The organism is Acinetobacter sp. A47 (assembly GCF_000805455.1).
In the GTDB taxonomy this organism is placed as follows: domain Bacteria; phylum Pseudomonadota; class Gammaproteobacteria; order Pseudomonadales; family Moraxellaceae; genus Acinetobacter.
The window spans coordinates 390,901-405,154 of the sequence record NZ_JSUS01000071.1 but is presented as its reverse complement, the minus strand read 5'-3'; the positions used below and the strand labels follow the sequence as shown (position 1 = coordinate 405,154).

11 protein-coding genes are annotated in these 14,254 nt (G+C 48.5%); 8 read left to right on the top strand and 3 right to left on the bottom strand.

The genetic code is table 11. The features are described from left to right. Window positions 1-18: 18 nt before the first annotated feature. Together gltX and OC23_RS17300 are read right to left on the bottom strand one after the other, a co-directional pair. Window positions 19-1,527, bottom strand: coding sequence for a glutamate--tRNA ligase (gene gltX / locus OC23_RS17305; protein WP_038346222.1), 1,509 nt, complete (start codon window positions 1,525-1,527; stop codon window positions 19-21). A 104-nt stretch (window positions 1,528-1,631) separates the two neighbouring features. Beyond that, complete coding sequence (locus tag OC23_RS17300; protein WP_038346454.1) at window positions 1,632-1,937, bottom strand: hypothetical protein; 306 nt, start codon at window positions 1,935-1,937, stop codon at window positions 1,632-1,634. Window positions 1,938-2,343: 406 nt separating this feature from the next. On the opposite strand from OC23_RS17300, the gene OC23_RS17295 reads away from it, so the two are divergent. The 8 genes from OC23_RS17295 to OC23_RS17260 all read left to right on the top strand — a co-directional run bounded on the left by OC23_RS17295 (window position 2,344) and on the right by OC23_RS17260 (window position 11,560). Next, entirely contained in the window at window positions 2,344-3,339 is a 996-nt protein-coding gene (locus tag OC23_RS17295) for a sulfate ABC transporter substrate-binding protein (RefSeq protein ID WP_038346221.1), read from the top strand. A gap of 197 nt (window positions 3,340-3,536) precedes the next feature. After that, window positions 3,537-4,457 carry a 16S rRNA (cytosine(1402)-N(4))-methyltransferase RsmH gene (gene rsmH, locus OC23_RS17290; RefSeq protein ID WP_038346220.1) on the top strand — a complete coding sequence of 307 codons (921 nt, stop codon included), beginning with the start codon at window positions 3,537-3,539 and terminating at the stop codon, window positions 4,455-4,457. A gap of 2 nt (window positions 4,458-4,459) precedes the next feature. Then, window positions 4,460-4,795, top strand: a complete 336-nt coding sequence (locus OC23_RS17285; RefSeq protein ID WP_038346219.1) for a cell division protein FtsL — start codon at window positions 4,460-4,462, stop codon at window positions 4,793-4,795. A gap of 10 nt (window positions 4,796-4,805) precedes the next feature. Beyond that, window positions 4,806-6,635, top strand: a complete 1,830-nt coding sequence (gene ftsI, locus OC23_RS17280; protein ID WP_038346218.1) for a penicillin-binding protein PBP3 — start codon at window positions 4,806-4,808, stop codon at window positions 6,633-6,635. 7 nt (window positions 6,636-6,642) lie between these two features. After that, window positions 6,643-8,142, top strand: a complete 1,500-nt coding sequence (locus tag OC23_RS17275; protein WP_038346217.1) for a UDP-N-acetylmuramoyl-L-alanyl-D-glutamate--2,6-diaminopimelate ligase — start codon at window positions 6,643-6,645, stop codon at window positions 8,140-8,142. 23 nt (window positions 8,143-8,165) lie between these two features. After that, window positions 8,166-9,563 carry a UDP-N-acetylmuramoyl-tripeptide--D-alanyl-D-alanine ligase gene (locus tag OC23_RS17270; RefSeq protein ID WP_038346216.1) on the top strand — a complete coding sequence of 466 codons (1,398 nt, stop codon included), beginning with the start codon at window positions 8,166-8,168 and terminating at the stop codon, window positions 9,561-9,563. After that, a complete protein-coding gene (mraY, locus tag OC23_RS17265; RefSeq protein WP_038346215.1) occupies window positions 9,564-10,682 on the top strand; it encodes a phospho-N-acetylmuramoyl-pentapeptide-transferase in 1,119 nt (372 codons plus the stop codon). 59 nt (window positions 10,683-10,741) lie between these two features. Beyond that, complete coding sequence (locus OC23_RS17260) at window positions 10,742-11,560, top strand: methyltransferase (RefSeq protein WP_038346214.1); 819 nt, start codon at window positions 10,742-10,744, stop codon at window positions 11,558-11,560. A gap of 16 nt (window positions 11,561-11,576) precedes the next feature. On the opposite strand, the gene ponA is transcribed toward OC23_RS17260, so the two are convergent. Further along, window positions 11,577-14,183 (bottom strand): penicillin-binding protein PBP1a, encoded by a 2,607-nt coding sequence (ponA, locus tag OC23_RS17255; protein WP_081407341.1) that lies wholly within the window; start codon window positions 14,181-14,183, stop codon window positions 11,577-11,579. Window positions 14,184-14,254 lie beyond the last annotated feature (71 nt).

Below are 14,254 nucleotides of genomic sequence, written 5' to 3'. Positions count from 1 at the left end.
GTCAATCACTAAACTGAATTAAGTTTCACTATTTGCATCATTTTTCGGCAATTTGAGTGATTCATTCAGCTTTTCCCAGACTTTCAGCTCTTTCTTGCTTGGCGCACCTACAAGGTCGAGGGCATGGCGCAGGCGGGCAAAAGTCAGATCCGGGCCAAGAGTGACTATGGCCTGCATCACCGGGGTTGAACTGGTTGAGCCTGCAATTGCAATGAAGAACGCCGGCATGAAGTCACGCAGTTTGATTTCCATCTGGCTGGCCAGATCCATCAGGGTCTGGCTGACCGTGTCGTTATTCCAGGTAAACTGGCTTTCCAGGCGCCAGATGGCAAACTGCAGGCTTTGACGCACCTGTTCTTCAGTCAGTTTCTTGCTTTCAAACTGTTCCTTGCTGATGTGCGGCATGTGGTTGAAGTAGAAACCTGCCCAGTTCACGGCTTCTGAAAGCAGGTTGATGCGGGGCTGGATGGCCGCTGCGATATCTTCAAGTGTCTGACGGTCACTTTTCCAGGCCAACAGGCGGTCTAACAACTGTCCCGGGGTCAGGTTTTTAATCCATTGACCGTTGAGCCAGTTCAGTTTTTCAACATCAAAGATCGGGCCGCCAAGAGAAACACGTTGAACGTCAAAATTTTCAATCATGTCCTGTAATGTAAAGATTTCACGCTCATCCGGCATCGACCAGCCCATGCGACCCAGATAGTTCAACAAGGCTTCCGGCAAGACACCGATGTCGCGATAATAGTTGATTGAGGTTGGATTTTTACGTTTAGACAGTTTTGACTTATCCGGATTACGCAATAACGGCATGTGGCACAGGGTTGGCATCTCCCAACCGAAATACTGGTACAGCAACTGGTGCTTCGGTGCCGAAGGTAACCACTCTTCACCGCGTAATACATGGGTGATTTCCATTAAATGGTCATCGACTACATTGGCAAGGTGATAGGTTGGCAGGCCATCGGTTTTTAACAGCACCTGCATGTCGACCTGTGCCCACGGAATCTCGACTTCACCACGCAGCAGGTCATTGATTTTGCAAATCCCTTCTTCCGGTACTTTCATGCGGATGACATGAGGTTCACCTGCAGCCAGACGGCGTTGGACTTCTTCCTGAGATAGCTTCAAGCCACGACCGTCATATTTGGGTGTTTCGCCACGGGCCTGTTGTTCTGCACGCATCTGGTCCAGTTCTTCAGCAGTTGCAAAACAGTAGAATGCATGGCCTTTTTCAACCAGCTCAAGCGCGTATTGCTTATAAATGTCCATCCGTTCCGACTGGCGGTAAGGTGCATGCGGGCCGCCCACATCCGGGCCTTCAGACCAGTTCAGACCCAGCCAGCGCAACGAGTCCAGAATCATTTTTTCAGACTCTGGAGTAGAACGCAGCTGGTCCGTATCTTCAATACGTAAAATGAATTCACCGCCATGCTGTTTGGCAAAACACAAGTTAAACAATGCGATATACGCGGTGCCTACATGTGGAAAACCTGTAGGGGACGGGGCAATACGGGTACGGACTTTCATAAATGATCGGAGCTAAAATTAAAATTGAAACTATTATAACGAAAAAGCCTAGTCACACCATGACTAGGCTTCATTTAAACATGTGAGGGGCACATATTTAAAAATTAGGAGGTATGCGGCTGGAATATGGTTTGAACGAAACGTGAAAAACGCTCATGCTGACTTGCAAAAAAAGTCTGGGTTGGCGTGGTACGAAGCGTATTCAGCATTTTTAACTCGTCATCTGTTGACGGTAGCATGCTGGTATTACGTTTTTGCTGATCCAGTGCTTTGACGATCAGGCTGGAAGATGCTTTATCAAGCGTTTTTATGTTATTGCTTTCTTTAATGGCTGCTGCATGTCCGGCCTGAACAGAACACACTAAAAATAGACCTATATATACTGTTTTCTTCAATTTTAATGTTGGCATTGCTAACATTCCCCCTCATACTTTGAGTCTAAAAGACTAACCAAACAACTATAGTATTGCTTTAATAATACGATTTAAACATAAATCTTAATAAAAAAGTAGAACTATGTCACACTTTTTACAAAAATCTTAAAATTTGACACATCCCTATCTACTTTTTATAGCAATACGGCTACTTTGTATACAAGCGAAATTTAGCAAGCAAATGTGTAGAAAAAGTGGAGAATGATAATTTTTCTCATTTTTCATGGCGGTATCTGTTGCTATTCATTCAATATAATTCATATATTTTCAGGCTTATCGTAAAAACAGAAAAGCAATAAATTTATTGATATAACCTTATGATTGTAAAAAGTTTTTAAAACAATATAGTGATTACAAACGGGGTGGACTGGATAAATAAACAATGAAAACAGTAATTGCAGCAGCATTATTGGCTTTGGGTTTAAATGGGGTGGCGCAAGCCGCGACGTCTTTTTTAAACGTGTCTTACGACCCGACGCGTGAATTTTATCAGGAATACAATCAGGCCTTTGGCCAGTACTGGCAAAAGCGTACGGGGCAGGTGGTCGAGTTCAAGCAGTCACATGGCGGCTCGGGTAAGCAGGCACGTTCCGTGATTGATGGTTTGCAGGCGGATGTGGTGACCTTGGCGCTGGCCAATGATATTGATGAAATTGCCAATGCCGGACTGATCCGTAAAGACTGGCAAAAACAGTTCCGGGATAATTCAGCACCTTATACTTCAACAGTGGTGTTTCTGGTGCGCAAAGGCAATCCTAAAAATATCCGTGACTGGAATGACTTAACCAGACAGGGCGTGGAAATCATTACCCCAAATCCGAAAACGGGTGGCGCACCGCGCTGGATCTACTTATCGGCTTGGGGCTATGCCTTGAAACAGCCGGGTGGAAATGATGCCAAAGCCCGTGAGCTGGTGAAAAAGCTCTATCAAAATGTCAAGGTTCTTGACTCTGGTGCACGTGGTTCCCTGACCACCTTTGCCGAGCGTGGTATCGGGGATGTATTGCTGTCCTGGGAGAATGAAGCCTTATTGGCAACCCAAGGACTGGGTAAAGATAAATTTGAAATTGTCTATCCTTCCATTTCCATTCTGGCGGAGCCTTCAGTGGCCATCGTGGATAAAACCGTAGATAAGAATGGCAACCGGCAACTGGCACGTGGCTATTTGAACTTTCTTTATTCGCCGCTCGGTCAGGAACTGGCAGCAAAACATTATTTCCGTCCACGCAATCCTCAGGTGGCAGCCAAATATGCAAAACAGTTCCCGAAAGTTAAATTGTTCAGCATTAACGAGGTATTTGGAGGATGGGCAAAAGCGCAAAAAACTCACTTTGTGAATGGTGCGGTTTTTGACCAGATTTATGCCGAAAGGCCTTAAATCAAGAACCTGTAACCTGATCATCCTGTACCGGCCAGCAAATACCTTTGGGTATTTGCTTTTTTGTTGAGTGAAAAATGGCAAGAAAACGGTTTTATCTATGAAAAGTTAAGAATTCTCTACAAAAAGTCGTTTGGTACTGGCGTAAAACAAGGTGATAATGTGCAGTTACATTTTTAGCTGTTGATTCATTTCTTATGTCGCACATTTCTGTCTTACTTCATGAAACCGTTGATGGCGTACTGGCAGGCCGCGATACCGGTATTTTTGTCGATGCGACCTTTGGTCGTGGCGGGCATACCCGATTGTTATTGTCTAAACTGGACGCTGATGCACGCGTCTATGCCTTTGATAAAGATCCGCAAGCACTTGAAGTTGCTGCACAATTAGAACAACAAGATCCGCGCTTTAAAATTATTCATGCCAGCTTTGCCGACATTCAGGCGGAGCTTGCCCGGATCGGCATTACTGAAGTCGACGGCATTATGGCTGACCTCGGGGTATCATCGCCTCAACTGGATCAGGCAGAACGTGGTTTTAGCTTTATGCAAGACGGGCCGCTGGACATGCGTATGGATAATACACAAGGCCCGACGGCGGCAGAATGGCTACTTGAAATCGAAGAAGAAAAGCTTGCAAACATTATTTACCAATATGGTGAAGAACGTTATAGCCGCCGTATTGCCAAAGCGATTAAACTGGCGGGTGCAATTACCACCACGGCACAACTTGCTGAAATCGTGAAAACGGCACATCCAAAATGGGAAAAGCATAAGCATCCTGCAACGCGTACTTTTCAGGCCATCCGGATTGCGATTAACAAAGAGCTTGATGATATCGAGTCCTTTTTGCCGCAAGCTGTTGCCTTGTTGAAACCGGCAGGACAACTGGCTGTGATTAGTTTTCACTCCCTGGAAGACCGTTTAATCAAGCAATTCATTCAAAAAGAATCGAGTCTGGCTGAAGACTCGGGCTGGGGCATGCCGCAAGCTCAGGTCGATACCCGACGGTTAAAGAAAGTTGCTCGTATCCGTGCGAGTGAAGCAGAAGTAAAAGCAAATCCTCGCTCACGTAGCGCATGGCTGCGTGTGGCGGAGCGTTTAGAGCAGAAAGGCTGATCATGAACAACAAAAATGATGATGTTTTACCTAGCAGCAAGAAAGGACTGAAAAAAGTTGTTGTTTATGCTGTGCTGGTTGCCTTGGTATTTACCAGTGCAATGATGGTGGTATTTCAGGTCTTTGAATATCGTCATGATTATCGTGACTTGAGTGCCTATATGCGCGAAAGGGATGATCTGAATGCCGAGTGGGGACGCCTGCTGATCGAGCAGCAGACTTTCGGCGCCACTGCGCAGATTGGTTCTCGGGCCGTGACACAACTACGTATGTTCTCACCACCCGCTACACAAACTGTAGTGATTTCTTTACCTATGACTTCAAAGCAAGATAAATAAGGCATGCTGTATGGCAGATAAGCGAAGTAAACCAATACGAAAAAAACAGCAGTCAATTTCTGAAAGACCCACCCTCGCTTTGGACATGTGGCGATTTTATTTGCTTTGGGGCACGGTACTCCTTTGCTTTGTTGTATTGGTTGCGCGTGCTTTTTATGTCCAGGTGGTCAATAAGGACTTTTTACAGAATAAGGCCAATGCCAATATTTTGCGTACCGAACGTCTGGAGGCCATGCGTGGCGTGATCAGTGACCGTCATGGCGTGCCTTTGGCAATTAGTACCCCGATCATGAAAATCGTGATCGACCCGAGAGATTACTGGGAAACCAAACAGCAGTATGACGAAATTACTGCTGAACTGAAAAAAGACCCGAATAACCGGAAACTAAAACGCCAGTTGCCTGATAAAAACCTGAATCTGGATGAACTGGCCGATGCAGTCGGTGTTGACCGTGCAGATTTGAAGAAACAGATGCAGGCCCGTCCGCGTTCACGTTATCTGGTATTACAAAAAGAAATCCCGCCACAACAGGCTGACCTGATTATCAAGCGTAACTTTCAGGGAGTGTACGCCGAGAAAAGTTATAAGCGTTACTATCCGCAACCTCAGCCCAATGCACAGATTATCGGTCTGACCAATAGTGAAGGGGTGGGCATCGAAGGTCTGGAAATGCAACTGAATAAACAGTTGTCCGGTGTCGATGGCGAACAAAAAATCATCCGGGATAAAAAAGGTAACCGTCTTAAGGTTTCTGAAGTCATCAAAGAAGTTGAGTCAGGTGAAAATATTACCCTGAGTATCGACTCGCGTCTGCAATATATCATGTATCGTGAACTGACCGCAGCGGGTGTTGCCAATAACGCTCGTTCGGCTACCGCGATTGCAGTCGATGTCAAGACCGGTGAAATCCTGGCGATGACCAGTTGGCCATCATATAACCCGAATGACAAGAATGGGTTAAACAACAAGGATGCCATGCGTAACCGCGGGGCGATTGACATGTTTGAGCCTGGCTCGACCATGAAACCGTTTACAATCGCTGCGGCGTTGGAGAGCGGGAAATATACCCCGAATACCATCGTCAATACCTCACCGGGTTCAATGCGTTTAGGCTGGCATACTATCCGTGATACGCATAACTATGGCGCCCTGACGGTTTCTGGTGTGATTATCAAATCGTCAAACGTCGGTTCAGCCAAGATTGCCTTGTCTCTACCGAAGGATACGGTTCCATCATTCTTTAGACGGGCCGGCTTTGGACATCGTTCAGCCGTCAAATTCCCGGGTGAAAGTGCGGGCCTGCTTTATTCAGGCAACAAGCTGAACCCGTCCCAGCTGGGAACCATGGCCTATGGTTATGGCCTGAATGCGACCATTTTACAGGTGGCGCAAGGTTATGCCATGTTGGCCAATCATGGTGTGCAAATGCCATTAAGCCTGCGCAAGCTGGACAAGGCACCAGAAGGTACGCAAGTGCTGGCCCCTAAAATTGCCGATCAGGTATTGAACATGCTTGAGCAGGTGACCATGCCGGGCGGTACAGCCAAGCAGGCGGTGATTCCGGGTTATCGTGTGGGTGGTAAAACCGGGACGGCACATAAACTGCGTGCCGACCGTAAAGGCTACTCCAACAGTGAATACCGTGCCCTGTTTGCCGGGGTTGCACCGATCAGCGATCCGCGTCTGGCAGTCATTGTCGTGGTGGAAAACCCGCAAGGCCGCTATTACGGCGGTCTGGTTGCCGCTCCCGTGTTTGCACGCATCATGCAGGAATCTTTACGCCTGCTCAATGTCCCATTAGATAAACCACTTGATACTTCTATAAAGTCCAATCCGTAGGTAGATTATGTCGATTAGTTTTCAGCAGATACATCCGATCAGCATAGATGCGGCTTGGTATACCCAACCTTTTCAGGGGTTTAGTCTGGACAGCCGTAAGGTAGGACCGGGGCAAATCTTTATTGCCCTGAGCAGTTATAGTCAGCCAGAAAAAACACGCCAGTTTGCCCAGAATGCGCTGGATGCAGGAGCATTGGCGGTGATTAGTGAAACGGCTTTGGGGCTGGCCAGTGAATGGGTCTGTCCGCAAGTGCGCTATCACATGGGCGAATGGCAAAAGCAGTATTTGCAGGCCGTTGATCCGGTGCAGCCGTTGCGTGGCATTGCAGTGACCGGAACCAATGGCAAAACCACCATTTCTCGCCTGATTGCCGAGCTGATTAGTTCACAAGGTCAGGGCTGTGCCGTGATGGGCACCACCGGCAACGGGATTCTGCCCAACTTGACCCCGTCAACGCATACCACGCTAGATGCCTTGCAATTGCAACATGCGCTGCATGCTTATGCCAAGCAAGGTGCGGGTTTTGTCGCACTGGAAGCCAGTTCACATGGTCTGGAGCAAGGGCGTCTGAATGGCTGTGCGCTTGAAATCGCCGTGTATAGTAATTTAAGCCGTGATCATCTGGATTATCACGGTACGCTGCAAGCCTATGCTGAAGCAAAAGCACTACTTTTCAAATTTGCCAGCCTGAAAACAGTAGTGATAAATCTGGATGACGCGCATGCCCCGATCATGCTGGATGCCGCCAGAGCCAATCCCTCTCAACCTGAAATCCTGACCTATTCTTTGACACAAAAGACCGCGGATTATCATATTGCCGACTTGCAGTACCGTTTAAGCGGAGCAAGTTTTACCCTGATGGCGCCAACCGGACAATATCCGGTACAGAGCCCGCTGCTGGGGCATTTTAATGTGGAGAACTTGCTGGCCAGCCTGATTGCTGCCGAATCGGCAGGTTTTGCCCTGGCAGATCTGGTGCGTTTTGTGCCACAGCTACAGGGTGCACCCGGGCGTATGCAGGTGATTCAGGATGGCGAGCGTCTATTTGTGGTGGATTATGCACATACTCCTGATGCGCTGGTACAGGTATTGACCACCTTGAAGCGCCATGTGACCGGAAAGCTCTGGGCGGTGTTTGGTTGTGGTGGGGACCGCGACCGTGGCAAACGTCCACTCATGACACAGGCAGCACTGGACCATGCCAATCCGGTCTTGCTGACCTCGGACAATCCGCGAACTGAAAACCCTGAACAGATCTTTACTGATATGAAGCAGGGTATTGATTTTACGGCCCATGAAATGCACGAAATCCATGACCGCCGTGAAGCGATTAAATTTGCCGTAGCACAGGCCCAGCCGGGTGATATCGTGGTGATTGCAGGCAAAGGCCATGAAAACTATCAGGAAATCGACGGTGTCCGTCACTGGTTTGATGATGTGGTTGAAGTGCAGTCAGCCATTGCTGCCCAGTCGCATTCTGTACATTCTGCTTATCCTGCGCAATAGAGTGAAAAGGTAAATAAAAAACCATGCATACCTCAACAACCAGTACTGTTCCATTAGAAGCGTGGACAGCAGAACAATTACAACAGGCCACCCAAGGGGAGTGGTACCAGCACAATATAGCGCAGGGTGAAATCAAGCGTATCCTGACCGATTCACGTCATGCTGAGATGGGAGATGCCTTTCTGGCTTTAAAAGGCGAGCGTTTTGACGCCCACGATTTTGTCGCGCAAGTCGCTGCTCAGGGCTGTCAGCTTGCCATTGTAGAGCGGCCGGTCGATGCCAACATTGCCCAGCTTGTTGTAAAAGACACACGTCTGGCGTTGGGGCATCTGGGAGCCTATCGCCGTCAGCAGAACCCGCAGCTGAAAGTGATTGCCCTGACGGGCAGTAGCGGTAAAACCACGACCAAGGAAATGCTGGGCAGTATTTTGTCGCGTTTGGCACCGACCCTGATTACCCGTGGCAACCTGAATAATGATCTGGGTGTGCCGATGATGTTGCTGGAACTGCGTCGGGAACACCACTATGCCGTGATGGAGCTAGGAGCCAGCCATCAGGGTGAAATTGATTACACCTCAAATCTGGTGCAGCCGCATGTCGCGGGTATCTTGAATATCGGTACAGCGCATCTGGGCGAGTTTGGTGGTCGTGAAGGTATTTGCCGTGCCAAATCGGAAATCTATGCCCATATTTTGCCGCAAGGTACTGCGATCGTGCCAGCGCAGGATGATTTTGCAGTCACCATTCGTGATCATGCCCAGCCTCACCACATACTGAGCTTTGGTGAAGGCGGGGATATTTTTGCGACCGATATCCAGCTTCATCCTCAATCGGCACAGTTTGACTTGCATACCCCGCAAGGTGTCCGCTCCGTGAACTTGCCATTTGCTGGCGCGCATAATGTACAGAACGCCACGGCAGCCACTGCCTTTGCCCTGGCCATCGGTATTGCACTGGACGATATTGTTGAAGGCCTGGAACAAGCCCAAGGTGCCAAAGGTCGTCTGAACTTTATTCAGCATCAGCAGCACCTGTTTATTGACGATACCTACAATGCCAATCCGACTTCCATGCGTGCAGCAGCACAGGTTCTGCTCCAGCAACAAGGTCTGAAAGTCATGGTGATGGGCGATATTGGTGAGTTAGGTGACAGCAGCTGGCAAGAACATCATGACCTTGGGCGTGACCTGTCGGCCTTGCCGCTGGAAAAACTGGTGGTGGTCGGCGAGTTTGCAACCGCAGCACAGCAGGGTGCCTCCCATTCGGAAAAATTACATGCCTTTGCTACCCAGGCTGAGGCGTTGCCGTTTTTAATTAATTTAGTCCAAACACATCAACCCCAGTCAATGAGTTTCCTGTTCAAAGGGTCTCGTTATACCCATATGGAAACGTTGATGGCTGACTTGATGGAGAAAATTTAAATGTTGTTATGGTTATTTGAGCAACTGGCGGACTATAACAGTTCGTTTCAGGTTGTTCGTTATTTAACATTACGCTCTTTGTTGAGCTTGCTGACTGCCCTGACAATCGGACTGGCATTAGGCCCGGTCATGATTCGTAAATTACAAGCATTAAAATATGGTCAGGCAGTAAGCTCTTTTGCACCGGAAAACCATGCCAAAAAAATGGGAACCCCAACCATGGGGGGGATTCTCATCCTGCTCTCTATCGGGATCAGTACGCTACTCTGGGCAGATTTGTCCAATCCTTACGTCTGGATTGTGCTCGGCGTGATGGTGGTGTTTGGGGCTGTGGGCTGGGCCGATGACTGGATCAAGGTGCGTTATAAAGACAATGCCGGTTTACCTGCACGTAAGAAGTTTTTCTGGACTTCGGTGGCATCTCTAGGGGCTGGTATTGCGTTATATGTGATTGCCAAACAGCAAGATAGCGCAGAACATACTGCAAATATGCTGGATCTGCTGATTCCGTTCTTTAAGAATCTCTCGATTCCATTGTCTGTGGTTCCGTTAGGTCTGGCCTTTATTGTCTTTACTTATCTGGTGATTAACGGCGCATCGAATGCAGTGAACCTGACCGATGGTCTTGATGGTCTGGCGATTATGCCGATTGTCATGGTGGCCGCTGGCCTTGGGGTATTTGCTTATTTATCGGGTGATATCCGTTTTGCCGAATATCTGCATATTCCTTATGTCAAATATACCTCTGAGCTGGTGGTGATCTGTTCGGCAATGGTCGGTGCCGGTCTGGCTTTCCTCTGGTACAATGCGCATCCGGCACAAGTCTTTATGGGTGATGTGGGGGCCTTGGCACTTGGTGCGATGCTCGGTACCATTGCGGTGATGGTGCGTCAGGAAATCGTATTTGCGATTATGGGCGGTGTCTTTGTGATGGAAGCCATTTCTGTGTTCTTGCAGATCGGGTCATTGCGGATGCGTAACAAGCGTGTGTTCCTGATGGCGCCTTTGCATCACCATTATGAAAAGCAGGGCTGGAAAGAAACCCAGGTGGTCATCCGTTTCTGGATTATCACGATCTTCCTGGTCGTGTTAGGCTTAATGACCTTAAAATTACGTTAAACCAAGATTCAAGAAAGAAGCTGGTGTTGACCAGCTTTTTTTATGTCTGGAGAAAATAGATGAGTTTGTTGATGTGTCCTGTTTGTCGCCAATCATTGAATTTGGTGGAGAACTCATGGCGTTGTGAGCATGGACACCATTATGATGTCGCAAAACAGGGCTATGTCAATTTACATGTGGTGCAGCATAAACATAGCAAGTCACCGGGCGATACACCGGAGTCTGTGCTGGCGCGTCGCGAGTTTTTGCAAGCCGGCTTTTATCAGCCTTTACAACAGGCGGTTGTGAGTCTTTTACAACAACTCAAGCCGAAAGCGGTATTGGATATTGGTTGTGGCGAAGGTTATTACACCAGTGCCATGCAGGCTCATACAGAGCAGTGTATCGGGGTCGATATTGCCAAGACGGCAGTACAGCGGGCAGCCAGGCTTAACTCAAAAGTGACCTGGGTGGTGGGGACCGGGGCGACCTTGCCTGTTCAGGACCAGTCGATTGATCTGTGTACCAGTCTGTTTAGCCCCATTCCTCAAGAGGAAATCATGCGGGTACTGCAACAGGATGGACACCTGATCGTGGTGACACCTGCACCACGGCATCTATACGATTTACGTGAGGCCCTGTTTGAACAGGTGAACCTGCATGAACCCCAGAAGTTTGTAGCGCAACTGGCATCCCGCTTCGAGCTTGTGCAGGAACAGGTGGTAGAAAGTACCCTGTCACTGGATCAGCAGGCTTTAAAAAACCTGATTGCCATGACGCCATATGCGTATAAGGCCAATCCGGAACGGCGAAAACGACTGGAGCTGGCCCCACAATTTACAGTGACAGCAGCCTTTCAAATTTATTTATTCAAGCAAAAAAAGAAGCCATCAATCTGATGGCTTCTTTTTTTGCTTATTGAATCTGGTTAATCAGATTCTCAATCCCGTCACGCTCTTTTTGAGGCGCTGGGGCAGGTGTCGGATGATTTGAGCCCATTGCCGGAGGCTGCTTTTTGGCCGGAACAATCGGGCGCTCTTCGACAGGGGCCGGTGCGGGTGTACCAGGCAGGTCGGAGAAGTCATTCTGTGTTGAACGTACCGGTGGCGGTGGCGCCGGACGGTACAGTGGACGAGCCAGTGGTGGTGAAGCACGATATTCTTTTTTGTCTTCACTTTGCTGGATCTGTAACTTGTCGCGAGAAATCGGGTCTTTAGCTTCCTTGTCCAGACGAACCCAGGCCGATGGTGTGTCTTTTAAAGACTGACCCATAAAGCTGGTCCAGATCGGCAGGGCTGCAACACCCCCATATTCGCGACGTCCCAACGTGCGTGGCTGGTCAAAGCCGACCCAGGCCACAGCAACAAGTTTGCCATTGAAGCCGGCGAACCAGGCATCTTTGGCATCATTGGTGGTTCCGGTTTTACCGCCCAGGTCATCACGACCTATTTTCATCGCCGCACGTCCGGTACCATGCTGGATCACATCACGCAAGATATTTGCCATGTCATAAGCCGAGCTTGATTTTAAAATACGTTGTGCCTGACGGTAATCTCCATTTGGCTTGCTGGCCGGTTCAGCATTGGCAGCTGTCATCTGCACCTCAGATGCTGCATTTGCTTCATCTAAAGTTGCATTGGTGATTTCCTTGGTATCTGCTTTTTTTGCTGTTTCGGCATCTTGCTGCCCGGCAGCCTTGGTTGGGCTGCTAATACATGGAATGCAGGCATATTCAGGTTTTGCTTCATAAATCACTTTGCCTGATGCATCTTCAATGCGGGTGATGAAGTGAGGCTGGATACGATAACCACCGTTGGCAAAGGTAGCGTAGCCTGTGGCCATTTGTACTGGCAATACCTGTGGTGTCCCGAGGGCAATGGTATAGTTGCGAGGAATCTGGTCATCCTGCAAACCGAAATCCATAAACAGCTGGCGGGTACGCTCAATGCCGACATTCTGCAGTAAACGCACCGAAACAGAGTTACGCGACAAATACAGTGCACGACGTAACGGGATCATGCCAAGGTAACGGCCATCGGCATTTCTTGGTGACCACTTGCCGATGGTAATCGGACTGTCATTCACCATGCTGTAGGGGGTCATGCCACGTTCTAGAGCCAGCGCATACACAAAAGGTTTAATGGTCGAGCCGGGTTGTCTCCAGCCCTGTAAGGCACGGTTGAATTTAGACTGGTAAAAATTATATCCGCCTACAACGGCTTCAATTGCACCATCATTCGGATTAATCGCAATCAGCTGGCCCTGTACTTTTGGTACCTGTACCAGTGACCATGCGGTTTTGCCTTCATTGGGGCGTAAACGCACGATATCTTTGACTTTAACAATTTGTGAAGCATTGGAAGGAGCACCGCCAACACTGTTGGCATTGCGGTATGGACGTACCCAGGACATGCCTGACCAGTTGACGGTCACGGTCGAACCATCTTGCATCAAGGCCTCAAACGAGTTGCTGTTGACCTTGGTGACCTGTGCCGGATAGGTATTGGCATAGGCGATAAACTGTTTTAGCGGCTTGTCATGCGCCTCCGGACCACGCCAGCCATGTCGACGGTCATAGGCTTCCAGGCCGTTCTGAATGGCCTGTTCGGCATAGCGCTGACGATTACTGTCAATGGTGGTATATACCTTGTAGCCTGAATCAATGGCCTGCTCGCCAAAATGCTCAACCAGCTCGGAACGTACCATTTCGCCAACATAAGGAAACACATTGCTGACCGAACGGTCGACCATGTTCAGGTTGATCGGCTCTGCCACGGCCTGTTGATATTGGTTCTGGTTGATATAGCCCAGTTGCAGCATACGACCTAAAATCCAGTTGCGACGCTCAAGCGCACGGTCCGGATTGACGACCGGGTTATATTTTGATGGTGCTTTTGGCAATCCGGCAATCATGGCCATTTGTGCCGTAGTCAGCTCATTCAGGTTCTTGTTGTAGTAAATGCGTGCTGCCGCTGCAATACCGTAAGCATTCTTACCCAGGAAGATCTTGTTGACATAGGCCGTCAGAATTTCCTGTTTGGTCAGGTTTTGCTCAATCTTTCTTGCCAGAAAAACTTCAGTCAGTTTACGTCTGAGCGTCCGGTCCGGACTTAGATAATAGTTTTTCGCAACCTGCATGGTAATGGTCGAGCCCCCAGTCTGGACATCAGAACCCGTAACAGATTCAGTTAAAGCTCGCCCTAAGCCTTTAAAACTGATGCCATTATGCTCAAAGAAGGAGGAGTCTTCTGCAGCGAGAAAACCATGGATGAAGGTCGGGGGGATCTGCTCGTACTTAACAGGAATTGATAATTTCCCGCCATATTCCGCAATCAACTTATTATCTGCCGTATAGACTTGCAATGGTTTCAATAAAGGCGCTTTTTTTAATGAACTCATATCTGGCAGTGATGGCGCGAGATAGAGATACATGCCATAAAATCCCATTGGAAGTGAGACTAAGATAATAATAACGATCAAAAAAAATGGGCGAACAATACCAGAACTGGATAGCTTTTTCATAATAAGTAAGTTTTAATAAGAGCGAATGGCAAACTAATTGTGGTCAGTATATCCTTTAGACATGCGGATTG

Coding starts and splice junctions, on each gene's coding strand:
- gltX (WP_038346222.1), bottom strand. CDS start 1,527: ATGAAAGTCCGTACCCGTATTGCCCCGTCCCCTACAGGTTTTCCACAT.
- OC23_RS17300 (WP_038346454.1), bottom strand. CDS start 1,937: ATGCCAACATTAAAATTGAAGAAAACAGTATATATAGGTCTATTTTTA.
- OC23_RS17295 (WP_038346221.1), top strand. CDS start 2,344: ATGAAAACAGTAATTGCAGCAGCATTATTGGCTTTGGGTTTAAATGGG.
- rsmH (WP_038346220.1), top strand. CDS start 3,537: ATGTCGCACATTTCTGTCTTACTTCATGAAACCGTTGATGGCGTACTG.
- OC23_RS17285 (WP_038346219.1), top strand. CDS start 4,460: ATGAACAACAAAAATGATGATGTTTTACCTAGCAGCAAGAAAGGACTG.
- ftsI (WP_038346218.1), top strand. CDS start 4,806: ATGGCAGATAAGCGAAGTAAACCAATACGAAAAAAACAGCAGTCAATT.
- OC23_RS17275 (WP_038346217.1), top strand. CDS start 6,643: ATGTCGATTAGTTTTCAGCAGATACATCCGATCAGCATAGATGCGGCT.
- OC23_RS17270 (WP_038346216.1), top strand. CDS start 8,166: ATGCATACCTCAACAACCAGTACTGTTCCATTAGAAGCGTGGACAGCA.
- mraY (WP_038346215.1), top strand. CDS start 9,564: ATGTTGTTATGGTTATTTGAGCAACTGGCGGACTATAACAGTTCGTTT.
- OC23_RS17260 (WP_038346214.1), top strand. CDS start 10,742: ATGAGTTTGTTGATGTGTCCTGTTTGTCGCCAATCATTGAATTTGGTG.
- ponA (WP_081407341.1), bottom strand. CDS start 14,183: ATGAAAAAGCTATCCAGTTCTGGTATTGTTCGCCCATTTTTTTTGATC.